This window comes from Chryseobacterium sp. Marseille-Q8038 (genome assembly GCF_965111995.1).
Genome location: NZ_CBCOPN010000002.1, coordinates 626,959 through 643,485 on the forward strand (window position 1 = coordinate 626,959; position 16,527 = coordinate 643,485).

At 34.9% G+C, this 16,527-nt stretch carries 10 protein-coding genes and 1 tRNA gene; 4 read left to right on the top strand and 7 right to left on the bottom strand.

The window, feature by feature from the left end; translation table 11 throughout:
- Positions 1-16: 16 nt before the first annotated feature.
- The gene (aceB, locus tag ACWPWS_RS16825; RefSeq protein ID WP_454047291.1) at positions 17-1,591 is read right to left on the bottom strand and encodes a malate synthase A; all 1,575 of its coding nucleotides are present in this window, start codon (positions 1,589-1,591) and stop codon (positions 17-19) included.
- A 126-nt stretch (positions 1,592-1,717) separates the two neighbouring features.
- Here aceB and ACWPWS_RS16830 point away from each other — a divergent pair, with 126 nt between their 5' ends.
- From ACWPWS_RS16830 to ACWPWS_RS16840, 3 genes are all read left to right on the top strand, one after another.
- Positions 1,718-3,196 carry a helix-turn-helix domain-containing protein gene (locus tag ACWPWS_RS16830; protein ID WP_454047292.1) on the top strand — a complete coding sequence of 493 codons (1,479 nt, stop codon included), beginning with the start codon at positions 1,718-1,720 and terminating at the stop codon, positions 3,194-3,196.
- Between the two features lie 459 nt (positions 3,197-3,655).
- Positions 3,656-4,309 carry a ComF family protein gene (locus ACWPWS_RS16835; protein ID WP_454047293.1) on the top strand — a complete coding sequence of 218 codons (654 nt, stop codon included), beginning with the start codon at positions 3,656-3,658 and terminating at the stop codon, positions 4,307-4,309.
- A gap of 216 nt (positions 4,310-4,525) precedes the next feature.
- Complete coding sequence (locus ACWPWS_RS16840; RefSeq protein WP_454047294.1) at positions 4,526-5,212, top strand: alpha/beta fold hydrolase; 687 nt, start codon at positions 4,526-4,528, stop codon at positions 5,210-5,212.
- Position 5,213: 1 nt separating this feature from the next.
- Here ACWPWS_RS16840 and upp read toward each other — a convergent pair whose 3' ends face one another.
- Both upp and der read right to left on the bottom strand, forming a co-directional pair.
- Entirely contained in the window at positions 5,214-5,864 is a 651-nt protein-coding gene (gene upp, locus ACWPWS_RS16845; RefSeq protein ID WP_454047295.1) for a uracil phosphoribosyltransferase, read from the bottom strand.
- A 163-nt stretch (positions 5,865-6,027) separates the two neighbouring features.
- The gene (der, locus tag ACWPWS_RS16850; protein WP_209787447.1) at positions 6,028-7,338 is read right to left on the bottom strand and encodes a ribosome biogenesis GTPase Der; all 1,311 of its coding nucleotides are present in this window, start codon (positions 7,336-7,338) and stop codon (positions 6,028-6,030) included.
- Positions 7,339-7,712: 374 nt separating this feature from the next.
- Here der and ACWPWS_RS16855 point away from each other — a divergent pair.
- A tRNA-Gln gene (locus ACWPWS_RS16855) sits at positions 7,713-7,783 on the top strand.
- A 147-nt stretch (positions 7,784-7,930) separates the two neighbouring features.
- Here ACWPWS_RS16855 and ACWPWS_RS16860 read toward each other — a convergent pair.
- The 4 genes from ACWPWS_RS16860 to ACWPWS_RS16875 all read right to left on the bottom strand — a co-directional run bounded on the left by ACWPWS_RS16860 (position 7,931) and on the right by ACWPWS_RS16875 (position 16,524).
- Positions 7,931-8,461: an antirestriction protein ArdA gene (locus ACWPWS_RS16860; RefSeq protein WP_454047296.1), complete on the bottom strand. Its 531-nt coding sequence runs from the start codon at positions 8,459-8,461 to the stop codon at positions 7,931-7,933.
- 1,173 nt (positions 8,462-9,634) lie between these two features.
- A complete protein-coding gene (locus ACWPWS_RS16865; protein WP_454047297.1) occupies positions 9,635-10,027 on the bottom strand; it encodes a hypothetical protein in 393 nt (130 codons plus the stop codon).
- Between the two features lie 3 nt (positions 10,028-10,030).
- Positions 10,031-13,582, bottom strand: coding sequence for a DUF6443 domain-containing protein (locus tag ACWPWS_RS16870; RefSeq protein WP_454047298.1), 3,552 nt, complete (start codon positions 13,580-13,582; stop codon positions 10,031-10,033).
- 5 nt (positions 13,583-13,587) lie between these two features.
- Positions 13,588-16,524: a hypothetical protein gene (locus ACWPWS_RS16875; RefSeq protein WP_454047299.1), complete on the bottom strand. Its 2,937-nt coding sequence runs from the start codon at positions 16,522-16,524 to the stop codon at positions 13,588-13,590.
- Positions 16,525-16,527 lie beyond the last annotated feature (3 nt).

The window sequence follows — 16,527 nt, forward strand, 5'->3', positions numbered from 1 at the left end:
ACTCGAATCTCTTCAACTAAATAAAAGGATATGCTTTAAGGGTCAGAAATTCTTCAAATTTTTCAGAAAAAATCAATTCATTGAAAAGTTCTTTGGCAAGATTAAATTTCCCGTTTTGGAAACGAAATTCCCCCACATACTTTTCAATATTGTCCATTTCTTCTTTTTCCCACTGCAAAATCATACTTCGGGTTAATGTTCTGTCATCACTCAGTACCGCTTCGTTTTTTAGCCATTGCCAGATCTGGGTTCTTGAAATCTCAGCAGTAGCAGCATCTTCCATCAGATTATAAATGGCGGCAGCACCCGTTCCCATCAGCCAGCTTTCAAGGTAAAGAATTCCTACATTGATATTTTTTCGGACGCCTTTCTCTGTGATCTCTCCTTTGGGAATTTCCAACAGGTCGCTTTCCGTTATATGGTATTCAAATTTTTTCTCGATCTGATTTTTGGAAGGCATATATTGGTCAAAAATTTCTTTAGCGACAGTCACTAATGCCGGATGTGCCACCCAGGTTCCGTCATGACCATTTTTTACTTCCCGTTCTTTATCATTTCTTACTTTCTCAAAAGCGGTATTATTAGCTTCATCATTATCTTTTACAGGAATCTGCGCGGCCATTCCACCGATAGCATGTACATTTCTTTTATGACATATTTCTATCACTCTTTTTGAATAAGCACTCATAAAAGGAGAACTCATGGTCACCTGATCTCTGTCCGGAACAATAAATTCAGGAAGATTTCTGAACTTTTTAATGTAAGAGAAAATATAATCCCATCTGCCACAATTCAGCCCTGCACTGTGTTCTTTTAATTCAAATAAAATTTCATCAATCTGAAATGAGGCAGTAATGGTTTCAATTAAAACAGTGGCTTTAATAGTTCCTTCCGGAATTCCCAGATAGTTTTGGGCAAAAACAAAAACCTCATTCCACCAGCGTGCTTCTTTATAATGTTCCAATTTTGGAAGATAAAAATAAGGGGCACTTCCTTTTTCCAAAAGCGGTGTTGCATTTCTGAAAAAATACATTCCAAAATCAATCAGTGAACCGGAAGTTTTCTCTCCATTGATTTCAATATGCTTCTCCGGAAGATGAAGACCGCGTGGACGAACCTGTAAAACCGCAGTTTTTTCATGAAGAGTATACGCTTTTCCTTTTTCGTTGACAAAATCAATAGTCCGGTTAATCGCATCAGAAAGATTAATCTGTCCCTGAATACAGTTTTCCCATACCGGCGAAGTGCTGTCTTCGAAATCAGCCATAAATGTAGACGCTCCGGAATTCAGGGCATTGATAATCATCTTACGGTCCACCGGTCCTGTAATTTCTACTCTCCTGTCCAGCATATCGTCAGGAAGCGGAGCACATACCCAATTTCCGTTTCGGATTTCTGCTGTTTCTTTTAAGAATTCAGGAAGTTTTCCTTCATCAAGATGCTCCTGTATATTTTTTCTTTCTTCTAAAAGTTCAAGTCTTCTATGATTGAAATTCTGATGGAGTGCAATCAGAAAATCTACCAAATCAGGAGTAAATATTTCCTCAAACTGCTTCTGCGCCTTAATTTCTAATTGAGTCTTAGTTTCCATAACTTATTGATTTTGTGATTTGATGTTACAAACATAAATAAAAATTTTCACAAATAGCGAACGTTCGCTAAATTTATTTAAAATTTATTATGCGAATAATCGCATCTATTTATTTATATTTGAGTAATGAATTCAGAAAGCGACTTTATCAAAACAGTTTTCGGGCTAAAACTGAAACAGCAGAGACAAAAGAAAAACTGGTCTCTGCAGGATCTTGCTGTAAAGACGGGATTATCAAAATCTTACCTCAACGAGATTGAAAACGGAAAAAAATATCCCAAGCATGATAAAATCATTCAGCTTTCTGATGCTTTGAGTTGTACTTTTGATGATCTGGTTTCCACCAAGCTTGATAAAAGTCTTGCTCCTTTCAATGAAATTCTGCAGTCTGATTTCTTTAAAGAAGTTCCGTTGGAACTGTTTGGGATCAATAAAAACAATCTGATCAGCATTATCAGTGATGCTCCTAAAAAAGTAACTGCTTTTATCAATGCGCTGATTGAAATTTCCCAGAATTATAATTTGGGAAAGGAAAGGTTTTATTTTGCGGTATTAAGATCATTCCAGGAGTTGTACGATAATTATTTCCCGGAAATTGAGGAAAAAGTAAGGGTATTTATCCTGGAAAACCAGTTACAAATCGGAAAAAATTTAAAATCTGAAGTGCTGGAAAAAATTCTTATAGAAAAGTTCAGTTATACCATTCAATCTGAAGATTTTGAAAAATACGGAACGCTGGATAATCTCCGGTCACTTTTTATTCCGGAGAAAAAACTATTGCTATTGAACCAAAAACTAGAGAAGGATCAGAAAACTTTTATCCTTGCAAAAGAAATTGGATTCAATGTTCTGGAATTAAAGATCCGTCCGAACACTTATTCCTGGCTTGATTTCGGTAGTTTTGAAGAAATTCTGAATAACTTTTATGCTTCTTATTTCGCAGGAGCTCTGCTAATTTCAAAACAACCCGTTATTGAAAAAACTTCCGAATTCTTTCAGCAAAATACATGGGAACCTAACCATTTCGAGAATCTTATCAACAGCTTTACCCGCTCTCCTGAAACTTTTTATTACCGGCTTACCAATATTCTTTCGGCTGAAATGGGAATCAAAGATCTGTTTTACTTATGTCTGGTAAAAAAGAAAAATTCAGATAAAATTCAGATTTTAAAAGAGCTCCACCTGAACCATCAGCAAGCTCCTCATGCCAACGCAATGAACGAACATTATTGCAGGAGATGGATTGCCGTGAAAAATCTTGATGATTTAAAAGAAAATGAAACCCTGACAGATGCTCAGATCTCACATTATAAAGACCAGGGAATAAGTTATCTGGTTATTTCCACCTCACAGAGAAATCCTTTTTCGGATGGAAGCAACAGGAGTTATTGTCTGGGGATTTTATTGAATACTCAGACGATCAAAAAAATAGGTTTCATCAAGTCTCCTTCTTTAAAAACGATCAATGTAGGTGTTACCTGTGAATCATGCAGTATTGCCGATTGTGAAGTAAGACAAGCGCCTCCGGTAAGGCTGGAAAAGGAACATTTTAACCTGAGTATGAAAAGCTCTGTGGAGAAGATCAGGAAGAGGTTTGAGAATTAAAGGGTGAAGGATGAATGGTGAATGGTGAATCGTCAATTCGCTTCGCTTGTGAATTTTTTCGGTTTGGAATATATGATTCAATCTTAAACGCAGAGTTCGCAAAGTTTTTCTAATATTTTATAGTTTTTTCGGGCGCTAGGGCGTTTCACTCAGCAAAGAAAAGTCTGCCCACCTGCTTAATGAAATGCCTTTGCGAACAAATAAATGGGGTAGATTAATAAACATTGCGAACATTAGCCTTAATAATTATTCACTATTACATTCGGGAAGCAAAAGTTGATTAGTGCCAATACAAAACTAAATGATGAATAGTGAATCGTCAATTCGCTTCGCTTGTGAATTTTTAATACTGTTATGAAATATTCGTTTATGAACTTTTCCGCCTTCAATTCACTTACGAAGTAAAATTCACCATTGACTTAATTGACTTTTATTTCCTATCTTAGTGAAAACACACTTATGATATTAGACTTATTGTTTCCGAACCGTTGCATCCATTGCAACAGAATCATTGATCCTGAACTTTTGATATGTGATCTTTGCCTTACCCAGATTCATTTTACCCATTATGATTATTTCGAAAATACTCCGATCAAAGAAAAATGCAGTTTATTTTTTCCGGTTGAAAACGCATTTGCTTTAATAAAGTTTGAAGAGAAAGGCTTAAGCCGGCAGATTGTTCATGAGCTAAAGTACAGAAGCAGGGAAAAGGCAGGAAAAATTCTTGCAGACTGGACTATCGAACGCCTGAAATTCAAGGATGAAAAACCTGATTTATTGGTGAGCGTGCCCCTTCACCCCAAGAAACTTAAGGAACGCGGATACAATCAACTTCATTTATTCACAGAAACTTTATCTTCATTTTACAACATTCCTTTTAATCATCAACTCATTAAAAGAAATCATTATTCAAAAGCACAGGCTTTAAAGGATAAGCAACACAGGCTGGAATCTGTCCATACATTCTCCATCACTCAACCTATTACCGGAAAGCATATTCTTTTGATTGATGATGTTTTCACTACAGGAAATACGGTTTCGTCTATAGCATGGGAGATTCTCAATGCAGGAAATAATAAAGTGAGTGTTTTGGTAATGGCTGTGGATGTTTGATGCGGGATGCGGGTTACGAGATTCGAGGTTCGAGGTTCGAGGTTCGGGTTACGGATTTCGAGTTTCAAGAAGGAAAGATATAGGGTGAAAAATTCAGAGTACGTGACGCAGGGCTATATTCAAGAATATTCTCAAATCTAAAACTCTCCCACACTCTTACCCAAACCATTTTCATCATTCAATTCTTTTTCCTAATTTTCCGGAAACTAAACCACTATGCCAAATCTTCTTTTACTGCACGGAGCCCTAGGTCACAGCGACATTTTCAAACCTTATCTGAATACTTTATCCCAATATTTTACGGTACACACTCCTCTATTTTCAGGACATGGAGATCAGGAACTTCCTGCAGATGGCATTACCATTGAAAAATACACCCAAGAACTCTCCGAATACTGTAGAGTGAATAACTTAACAGATGTATCAATCTTCGGACATAGTATGGGAGGCTATGTTGCCCTTTGCTACGCAATGGAAAATCCTGAAAATATAAATTCTATTATAACACTGGGGACAAAGTTCGACTGGACTGAGGAACAGTCTTTGAAAGAAAGTAAGATGCTTAATCCGGATGTTATTCTTGAAAAAATTCCGCAGTATGCCCAACTTTTAGAATCACAGCACGGAGCAAAATGGAAACAACTTCTTCCTGCTATTGCTGGTTTAATGATTGATTTAGGTAAAAATCCTCCTTTGGAAAACAATCTTGCTACGATTACTACTCCAACTCAAATTATGGTGGGAGATAAAGATAATATGGTCACTATTGAAGAGAGTATGAGAGTTTACAGAAGCCTTCCCAACGGAAAATTGGCCGTACTTCCGGACACAAAGCATCCTATGGATAAAGTACGACCTAATTTATTATTGAATTTAATAAAAGATTTCTGGAATCTTTCTTAAGTTATCTCTGAAGTTTTTCTCCGTAGCTCAAGTCTCCGGCATCTCCTAATCCTGGAGTGATATACCCTTTTGAAGTCAAGTGTTCATCAATGGCTCCTACCCAGATGTGCGCTTCAGGATATGCATTCTGAATGGTCTCTACCCCTTGTTTTGATGCAATTGCTGCAATAATATGAAGCTGGGTCGGATTTCCGTTGGTTAATAAGTCTTTGATTGCTTCAATTAAAGAGGCTCCTGTTGCCAACATGGGATCTGCCACAATCAGAGGTCTTCCCTCGATGCTCGGACAAGTCAGATAATCCTGTTTGATAGAGAAATAATCATTGGCATCGTGTTTTCTGTAGGCTGCTACAAAACCACAGTCTGCTCTGTCAAGATAGTTCAGGATTCCTTCGAATAATGGAACTCCGGCTCTCAAGATAGTTGTAATAACGGGTTGCACAGCAATTTCTCTGCTTTTTATTGTATCTAAAGGAGTTTGAATTTCAACTTCTCTGTACTCCAGTCCTTTACTGATTTCAAAAGCGGCAATCTCCCCGATTCTTTCCATATTTCTTCTGAATCTCATTCGGTCATGCTGGATGTCAACGTTTCTAAGTTCGTTGATCCATTCATTGACAAGAGAAAAGTGTTGCGATAAAATAGTAAGCATGAAAATTTATTTTTTTAATTTCAGTTAATTGATATTAATTGCTGCAAAATTACAACTAAAAAACGAATTGAAAGTTTGGGCTTGAGGAGAAAATCTGCTCTTATTCAATAAAAAACTCCGGCAAGCTTTGCTTGCCGGAGTTTCTGATGAACACTTGTTCTCATTATTTTTGTCTGAAATACACTTCAATAGGAACTCCGGTAAACCCGAATTGTTTTCTCAACTGGTTTTCAGTAAATCTTTTATAAGGTTCTTTCACATATTGTGGAAGGTTACAGAAGAATACAAACTGTGGTGACGGCGTAGGAAGCTGTACACAATATTTGATTTTAATGTATTTTCCTTTTAATGCCGGTGGTGGTGTCTGTTCGAAGATCGGAAGCATTACTTCATTTAGTTTTGAAGTTTTAATTTTCTTCTTACGGTCTTCGTAAACCTCCATGGCTAATTCTACCGCTTTTAAGATTCTCTGCTTCGTTAATGCTGAAACGAATAAGATTGGAATATCCTGGAACTGACCAATTTTATCTTTGATTGATCTTTCGAAATCACGCATCGTATTGGTCTGCTTGTCTTCGATCAAATCCCATTTATTCACAAGGATCACAATTCCTTTTCTGTTTTTCTGAGCTAAACCGAAGATATTCATATCCTGAGATTCCCATCCCTGGGTAGCATCTACCATAATGATTACCACGTCAGAATATTCAATAGAACGGATAGATCTCATTACAGAATAGAACTCAAGGTCTTCGTTTACCTTAGACTTTCTTCTCATCCCTGCAGTATCTACCAATACAAACTCATGTCCGAATTTATTATATAAAGTCTGGATACTGTCTCTGGTAGTTCCCGCAATATCAGTAACGATATTTCTTTCAACATCCAATAAAGCATTGGTCATTGTAGATTTCCCTACGTTTGGACGGCCTGCAATAGTGATTTTTGGAAGCCCTTCAAAAGGATCTTTATATTCTGTAGTGGGAAAATCTTTAATGATATCATCTAACAAATCTCCTGTCCCGGAACCTGTAGCTGAAGAAAGTGTGTAATATTTATCAATTCCTAACTGATAGAATTCAGTTGCAGGAAGCTCTTCTTTTGCAGAATCTACCTTGTTGATAACGATATAAATCGGCTTGTTGGATCTTCTAAGAAGTCTGTAGATTTCGTAGTCTGTATCAGTAAGTCCTTCTTCCACATTCATCATGAAGATGATAGAAGTTGCTTCATCCACTGCCAATTGTACCTGCTTACGGATTTCCTCTTCAAAGATATCATCTGTACCTACATCATAACCTCCGGTATCAATTACTGTAAAGTCTACTCCATTCCAGTCGGATTTTCCGTAATGACGGTCTCTGGTAACACCAGCTGTAGAATCTACAATAGCTTCTCTTCTTTCTAATAAACGATTAAAAAGCGTAGATTTTCCTACGTTGGGACGTCCAACGATTGCGACAATATTTGACATAAAAAATGTTTAATAATCCTTTTGCTTTGCTCAGGATATGTTATTAATGGGTTACTCCAACTTTTGGAGCCCAATTTTTTGCAAAGATAAGGTTTTATTATTTAACGTCACTTTAAGTATGGAAGCGGGAAGAAGGAGGCTGAGAGGCTCTATTCATCGGAGAATTCATAAGAGTCATTCACTTTAAAACTGAACAGAAAATATCTGGAATGCAGCTATTCTCCTTATAAAAGCAGATTATTTTTAAATTTTTATTGAAAAATAATTATTTGTATATCAATAAGTAAAGGGATTCGCCCTCTCATTATGTTAACTAATCTTTAATTTAGATTTTCATATTTCAAATAAATTCTATAATTTCGCAGCATAGAAACAGACCTATAGTGTAACGGTAGCACTCCGGTTTTTGGTACCGTCAGTCGGGGTTCGAATCCCTGTGGGTCTACAACCAAGCAAATGCAACTAACTAATTTTCAGCAAGTTGCATTTTTATTTTGGTCACTTTCGGTCACTTGGTCACGATTTTGGTCACTGTTTTTATAAAAAACGCATTGAGTGAACTTGATTAAACCTATTTGAATCTGATTGTATTTTAGCTACGGAAATAATGCCCGCTACTCTCAAAATAATCAAACATAAGATTTCTTGCAGTGGCTTCCCAATCAATATAAATATAGTTTGGCAGACTTTCAGGAATATCCATTTCTAATAAATATTGAGCAAATACTTCATTATCTGAAAACTCACCCATATAATAGCTTACTACACCGTCATAAATACTTGAAAAATCCATTTTCCCAATACAGTCTACATAAGCCTCGAAAATTTCAAGATTATAGCTAGAATCGTTTATTTGCTCTGCTATTTCAAATATTTCATTTGATAAATAACTTTCTCCGATTAATCCTAGTTTTTCAAATAGTTCACAGTGTTCGTAGTCCTGAAACATAAATTCAGGATCATGTTCGTCTTTATGCAGATCGTTCATTGTTTCAAGTAGTTCGTCATAATCGGAATAATCCGAAAGGTTTAACCATTTGCCATATAAGCTCCCGTTGTTGTACTTTGAATACGTTCCTACATAGATACTGCAAGAATCAAGACAATTTTGTAAATTTGTCATGTCGATAAGTTTTAGATGAGTTAAAATTTATTGATACAGCCTAGTTGTGTTCGTAGCACTTCTAGGCATTTTTTATATGTTTTTGTAAAAATCTATATAGAAAAAAGAACTTGAAACAGCTGTTTGATACATTAATAAAGTCAATATTCATGCCAATTGACAGAGATTTCAACTAAAAAATTAAAGTTTTTAAAATATTTTTAAACATAAACCGCCACCAACAAAAAACTGTCAGAAAAATATTAATAAAACACATAGTTTGAAGAGTATAAGCAGAAAAAATGTAAGTGGAAATAAAAACAGATCCACAAAAACCAAATAAAAGAAAACTTACTTTTGAGAAAAGGTATGACAGTTGGTGGGGGGAGGTAAAAAAGTTCATTTGACACCCGTCGTTCTATTCTTAGTCCCATTCATCCCTGCACTCAAAATATTTTTTTGGTGCTAAATTGCTGTAAATTCTACTATAAAGGATTGTTTGATTTTTTGAGAGAAATTCAGAGGGGGTGCTTTTGTGGGTGGGGATTTACCATTGTCTTTTTCCATGCAAATAATAATGCATTATAGCTTTCTGACAGTTGTTTTAGTGGAGAGTTTTGGTGGGGTGGGTGGAGTTTTAATATTATTTATTATAAATTTCTAATAGTTTATGAAATTCACTTACCCTACCTACCCTCAATTATAATAATTTGAGAATCTAAAAAAATCTGACAGTTTGTTTGAGTATCACAATGGGTAAAAAATCCCCCACCCACCGCAATAAAATAAAACTGTCAAAAAAATCACTGAAATATTATTTTAAAGAATTTGTAATAGAGATATTAATATTTAGAATAGCAGTCAAATTGTGAGTGTGGAAATTTTCAAAAATGAGTCATAGTTGGTGAATTTCATCGATAATAATATTAGTAGTGTCAATTTTACAAGCTTCTATACCTTGTTAGAAAGTCAAAACCCATCACAATTGCGATAGGTTCATTTTTATCTGATTAAAGGAAACCAACCTTATTTATAAACAACCCTTGCCATATTTGCAAGGGTTGTTATTTATCCTACCTTGGAAACCAGAGGGTAAGTTTATTTAATAAGCTCAATGTGTGGAGACTTTGCGCAGCGGGGGTTATTAGTTATTCTAATGTGACACAAGCGAAGAAGCTTGCACCAGTGGGGGGATTATTTTACAATTTTCTTATAACAATTTTCTCCTGTGTGATATCCAAAGCACATTATAATATCTTTATCTTTTTTTTCAAAGCTTGTAGTCATAGACATATCTATATCTTTAACGTCTTCAGGCATGTTAATCAAGTCTCTATCAAGATTTAAATAAAAATCATCAAATTTAATTAAATCCGATTTGTCTAATTGATATGTTGATTTATAATTTAATAATAATTTCTTATTCTTATCATACACCCTCCTTTCATACTCATTATTTTTGTAAATGACCAAAGTATCAAAATTATTTTTATAAGAAATTGGAACATATTTTCCATATATTTCATCTTTCCTTATGGTATTACAAGAAATAAATAGGAAAATTATTAGATATATAAATATTTTCATGAACTAAAATTTTGGTTGTATTATATCAATCGAATTTTCTCTCTGTTGTTGTAGCTTCTGGTTATTATTTTCTCGTCTTGTATTCAATTCTATTGTTTTACTCTTTATTTCACTAGTTGTTTCTGTCCAAATATAAGTTTGGTATGTATTGCCATGAGGATAACTACCATATCCTTCTCCTCTTTCATGACTATTTGCTACCCTATAGTATAAAGACTCATCAGATTTAGAATCTGTCATAAGAAAGAGAGTTGTATTCCCTAATTTATACCATGATATATTTGATCTCCCCCACATTTGTTCCCAACCATCAAGCCCTGCCGCTATTGGGTTAGCACCTCCATAATTCATTTTTACTCTCCCTCTAGAATTCTTTGAATTTAACACATCTTTTCTTGCTAATGATGAATATGCAGAACTCATTTTATCTAAAGATGCAAACGGACCATAATTAGAATTATTAAAATCACTAAACATACTATAGGTTGGACCATTACCTGATAAAAACTCAGTAGTTATACCAAAATACCATCCTATTTCTTTTGATCTTTGTTCATAATCTCTAATAATAGATTCTCCCCCTCTAATAGTATTTGAGGAACCATCTTGTCTATTAACAATTTTAGTATCCCCATTTTCTTGATGAAAGAAATCAATTTTATTACCTCCCAAACTACTAATCTTTCTTCCATTTTTATCAAACTCATCCATTGGAGCTCTTCCATCAGGATCAACAAATCTCATTGGATTATCAAATGCATAATTATATGGAGACCATCTTCTCATCTTTTCAGCTAACGGATCTACAACACCCCATCTACCCAAGTCACTAATATACATTCTGGCTCCAAAATCACTCCATCCTGTTTCCTGTAGTTCCTTTCCTCCGAATTTATAGTTATAATACCCTCCAAAGTTTGAACTAGAAGATCCTCCAATATGGTTTAATCCAAATGGATAATAATTATTGGTGTCTATAGTTTCCAGTACTCCAGCATTATTTTTAGCAAAAGTTATCCTTACATTTCCTAAATGATCCTTGTAGTTGTAAATATAGCGGTTTTCTACGAAACTGTAAAATCCTTCTGAGGTAGGTACAAATTCTAATTTCCACTGAGCTGTAGGAAGAATCGGTGGCTTTTTGGAGTAAGCCTGTACTTCAAATGCATTCTCTGTTTTACATGTCAAGCATATACCTCCGTTGTCTTCAAATGAGTAGTGGAAATCATCCAAATAGTCTGTCATACGATTAGTAGGAAGTCCCATATAAAACTGCTGTGAAACTGTTTTGCGAAGCTTTACTCCATCAGCTCGGTACAGATGTGATATTCCTGTATTGATAGGTCTGTCCATATAATCAAAACTCTGAATCGAAATAGCATTAGGCAGACTAAGGTGATTGTAAGCTATGGATTGAATCCCTTTATCTTTCATGTCAGTCATACTCCCATTAAGATCATAAGCAATGATGTTGTTTCCTCCCTCATATCCTGATGTATTAGAGGAATGTTCTATCACCTGGTTGAGACGGTTTCCTGTGTACTTGTATTCAAGATCATCTACCTGAGTGGCTGTAGTTCCCGATACAGGATAAGCATTCCTCTTCAATGTCATGATATTTCCATTCAAATCATAAGTCAGGTTTTCATTGAAATTATTATTATATGGGTTAGTAGCTCCAGGTTCTGTATAGATAGCATCCTTCAATCTGTTAAGAGGATCATAGGTATAAGAATATCTTTTCAAAGCACCCTCCGAAGCGTTTCTCCAATCTACTTCTGCAATATTTCCATTATACCTCCCTGATGCTAAATTAGTGTACCCAGGATTAGTATATTTAATCTCATATCCAAATAATTTACCATTCAAAGTTGCAGGATCATTGATCTTGGTAAGCCAGCCCCTGATATTATACTTATAATCTATAGACTGTAATGAATTCGCAAGATCCGTTCCTCCCACTTTCTTATTGGTAATCTGGGAAATTTCATTATATGTATTTTGGGTTAAAATCTCTATTGGGTTGCTGTCTATCTGATGTTTGTGTACTAATAACCTGTTCTGATTGTCATAATCAAAAGTTTCTGTAATGACTCTTTCAGTATCAGTAGTTAATCTTTTATGCTTGGTTACGGTCTGTTTCGTAACCCCTGCAAAATCAAGTTTCGATTCTTTGTGGGTGTATCCCCCCAAATGATTGATGGAATGACTTCCAATTACTCTTCCTTTCTTATCATAATAGCTATAATTTTTAGTCCAACTGTCATCCTCAATATTCTTCACTACACTGATCACAGGAAGTCCTTTAGTACTTCTCCCATCAGAGGTTAGCGTTTCAGAAAGGACAGGTTCTCCTTGAATAGCCGAAGGGAATGCAGGATTAAAGCTGTAGGCAGGATAAGAGTCGTAATAAGTTACAGATAATAAAGCCACCCATTTAGAGGCATGAGGATAGGTAACCCCAGGGTCATAATAAACATCCATTCCTTGTCTGTTAAAAACCACTGAACCAGTACGTGTCATATTACCTGAACCGTCGGCTAGTACCTGCTCTGTACTACGGTCTCCTCCCGTAGCAATTCCTGTAATAACAACCCTCCCAAACTGATCATACTGGGTATATAGCCATTGCCCTTTTGCACTTAATACGGCATCCTGAGATCCTACAAGCCTATCCTGTTTGTCATAGATCATAAATTCCCACCCTTTACCAGGTAGTTTCTTTCCCACCAATCTGCCTTTTGTATCATAACGATACTGATAAGCTAAAGCATCACGTTGTAGAGTTCCCCAACTTGCCAACCCAGATAAAAGTGGGGGGATAACAAATGCTAACTGATCATATTCGTTATAGACATAATACGTATCTGCATTTTCGGTAACACTGATTACCTTCCTTATCAATATAGTTTGCCCCTTACCATTTTTAAATTCAATGGTCTTGTTTTCGTCTTCATCAGTTACTATATTTTTATACAATTTGGTCCCATCATACATTCCACTATTACTAATTCCTGATTCTGTAGCATCATTTACCCAGGTGGAGGTAACGGTAAACTTTTTTACTTTGTCCTCTGTAGAATTTACTTCATACCCAAACTTTATGGATTTTCCATTCCAGTCATTACCCACTTGTTTTTGTTCCAGAATTCTGTCCAAAGGAGACTTTTCCAGCTCTTTTTCAGAATAAATCTTTTCATTGCCATAAGGGCTACTGGATAGATTACTTAAAGGGTTGAGAGTAATAGCTCCGTTTAAAGTCCCCCCTTGTGGAACAGGAAGATAGTCTTTTACCTGTCTTCCAAACGGATCATATTCAATAGGAGTAACCACATCTTTTCCTAATGGTGATGCTTTTACATTGACTATTTGCTTTGGTCTTCCCAGCCCATCAAAATACTGCACAGTTTCTGAGGATTTTGTAACTGAAGTGCCAGTATAGTCCAAATAAGTTTTGGTCTGAATATAATTTTCAGTATTAGGAAGCGTAGTAAGCTGTGCTTGCAGAGTACCTGTTATAAACAAAGCACTTATTGGTATTATTATTTTTTTCATCGTGTTTAGTTTTTATAGTTATACTTCATTTCCTTCACTGCCTGTCCATTTACATCTATTATTTTCTGAAGTCTGCCTGCCGAATCGTAGATGTAATTCTCTCTAAGTCCTGAAGGAGGGGTAATACTTGTTACTCCAATCAAGGGATCGTAAGTATAGGTAGTAATTGGATAACTCTTTAAAGAAGGATTATTTCTTATTGTATTTAATTCATCAACTAAACTCTGTTCAGAAGCTGTATCTACATCTGTATTAGATTTAGCCACAATACTAAGATTTAAATAATCAGTAGAAGACGTTGACTGCCCTAATGTTTGCATAAGCTGTCCATAAGTAAGACCTGTAATCTTTAAAATAGGCAGGCTTTGCTTATATCCGTAAATTGTTACTGTTGGAATACCTAATTTATCTGTTGTTTGAATATAATTACCTCTATTATCTATTACATCATAATTTATCTGATCTATAGTTTTGTCTAGGCTGATTTTATAGTTTGTAAAATCCAGATCAGCATTAAGTTTGGAACTCCTAATCTTTTTAGGTACAATTGGCCAGGTATGAAATAGATTTTCCTGAAGAGAATACTTGTTGTTCTCATTTTTTACAATTTCTATAACAGGAGTCCAGATATTGGAATTAATCATTGTCGAATAGCTGGCAAATTGCCCTCCTACAATGGTATTATCATCAGAACATCCTCTAGTACCTGAACATGAAGACTTCAATTCATATGGGTATATATATTTTTTGATGCTTGTTCCTGTGGATGTTGTAGATTGTACTTCTTCTGGGTAAGGATGCCAAAAAATATTAGACTCTTTATACTTTGTATCTGTTTCTACTGAAACCTGCTTACCATTAAGATAGTCAATTACTTTTTGTTTCTTCAGTAGATATGGAATAACAGGAGTATACATTGTATAACTTCTTGTAGGTGTACCATTCTGTACGTGGTTTTCATAAATTTCAGTATAAACATAATAATTTTGATCGGATATCTTACAAGTATTACAGTTAATCAATTCAAGATCTACCAACTCGTTTTCAGGTTTTAGAAAGCTTTGATATTCATATTGATACTCTTGGAGTGGTATGTTATTAGAATTATAAATCTTCTTTTTAAGTAATTTACCCCTTTCATATTCCCTGTTCCCCCCATAGTGCACATAATTAATTATATTATATCTTCTAACAGAGTTAACATCAGGATTGGTATTGAAGTCACTAAAAAAATAATCAGTATATCCATTGTTGCTAATTTTTTCAGTTACTTGGCTGAATTTTATTTTCCTTCCATACTCTATTCCAGAGCTTGCATTGTTGGCAAGTTTATATGTATAATTCGTGATATAAGTATTTTGCCCATCAAAATCAGATTTAGAAGCTATTCTACTTATAGTTGGATAAGCAGGATTAGGATTATAGTCAACTACTTGAGAATTAAATGGTGCTGTATCTGAAGTTCGATATTGCTTAGAATAATCACTGTTTTCATAATTAAAAATTGAATATCCCTTAGTAGGGTAGGTAATTTTTTTCAATAAGGTTGCATCAATATAATCTTTATTACTTCCAATTCCTGAATATTGAGTACCATTCCAAAATCCATAGCTATTGACTCCATTCCAATATTTACTAGGTAAGTTATCAGTTTTGTAATACTCAAAAGAGTATTTCTGGTCATTCTTTAACAACGATTCCATAAAATATCTGTAATTTGTTCCTCCTAACGGTAGTTGATTAAAGAAAATATTTTCTGTCTTTCCAAAATAATTAACATTTATATTGTTTAAGTGGATAAGATTGTTAGTGTCTTTTATATAGTTATAATTGATTTTAATTTCTTTTCCTGGAACTTCTACACTCTGAAGAATTGCCCTTTTGGTATAGTTCTGAATGTCTATTATTGTTTCTGTACTTCCCTGGATTAATTGTCTGGATTGAGTAACATCAATATTGGCTTGAGTTAGATCTGCCTGCGATGGAAAGGAAGTCGGAAAGGAATCACCAGGGTTTACTAATGTTTTCTGAAGAAACGGAGAAAGTATACTTGAATTTCCAGATTTATAATTAGCAACTATAGTTTCCCCATTAGCCAGCTTTACTTCCTTTAGATACCACGACACAATATAACCTGCTCTGGAAGATGTGCTGTACCCTCTAGCTCCTAAGGAAGAGTACCATGTACCAGTATTACGATATTGGGAATAATTAACATCTAAAGCATCAAATGTACCCCCAAAATAAAAAGTATTCCCTTTATCATCAATGATCCTTATTTGGTTAATATTTATATTGTCAAAAGGGATTGGACTTGTTACAGAGTAACATTTAGAAGCAAGAGAACCTGGCCCTAACACTTGTAATTTAGCATTCTCACAAAACACCATAGGGACACCTTTGTTATCAAATACAAAATATCCTTTATATCCGAAAAAGTCAAAATAAAATTTATCTGGTTTGAAATCAGCTTTAACATATGAGTTAGGATTTTCTAAAATTTGCTTTTTAGTAGGTGATCCACTAGTAAATTCCTGGCTTTGGATAATACAGTCTTGGGTTTCCCTATTTTTCAGTTCCTGACCTGCTATAATCCCTACAACTTCAGGATCATTCACAAAAAAGTTTGTTAAAAGAAAATCTTTATTTACCTCCCTTGTAATTTGTCCAAAGAGATTACCGTACCACCCCATTCCAAAAATACTTTCATCAGACTTGGGATCAAACCCTATAGGTGTGTTGGATATTTGACTGGATAATTCCAGATTTCCAATAGGCATTTTATAAAGGGGAATTCCAACAGTTAAGGTTCCATTATATAAATCATTATTTGTAGTTACTCCGTTTATTAAAGATAAACTTTCTGATGGTCTATCTTGTGCAATAACAGTTGTTCCCAAGCACACCCCTAGTAAAAGGATACTTAGCTTTATTTTTTTCATCGT

Excerpts from the sequence above, each read along its gene's own strand:
- ACWPWS_RS16830 (WP_454047292.1), top strand. The coding sequence starts at position 1,718 with ATGAATTCAGAAAGCGACTTTATCAAAACAGTTTTCGGGCTAAAACTG.
- ACWPWS_RS16875 (WP_454047299.1), bottom strand. The coding sequence starts at position 16,524 with ATGAAAAAAATAAAGCTAAGTATCCTTTTACTAGGGGTGTGCTTGGGA.
- upp (WP_454047295.1), bottom strand. The coding sequence starts at position 5,864 with ATGCTTACTATTTTATCGCAACACTTTTCTCTTGTCAATGAATGGATC.
- ACWPWS_RS16870 (WP_454047298.1), bottom strand. The coding sequence starts at position 13,582 with ATGAAAAAAATAATAATACCAATAAGTGCTTTGTTTATAACAGGTACT.
- ACWPWS_RS16865 (WP_454047297.1), bottom strand. The coding sequence starts at position 10,027 with ATGAAAATATTTATATATCTAATAATTTTCCTATTTATTTCTTGTAAT.
- aceB (WP_454047291.1), bottom strand. The coding sequence starts at position 1,591 with ATGGAAACTAAGACTCAATTAGAAATTAAGGCGCAGAAGCAGTTTGAG.
- der (WP_209787447.1), bottom strand. The coding sequence starts at position 7,338 with ATGTCAAATATTGTCGCAATCGTTGGACGTCCCAACGTAGGAAAATCT.
- ACWPWS_RS16860 (WP_454047296.1), bottom strand. The coding sequence starts at position 8,461 with ATGACAAATTTACAAAATTGTCTTGATTCTTGCAGTATCTATGTAGGA.
- ACWPWS_RS16840 (WP_454047294.1), top strand. The coding sequence starts at position 4,526 with ATGCCAAATCTTCTTTTACTGCACGGAGCCCTAGGTCACAGCGACATT.
- ACWPWS_RS16835 (WP_454047293.1), top strand. The coding sequence starts at position 3,656 with ATGATATTAGACTTATTGTTTCCGAACCGTTGCATCCATTGCAACAGA.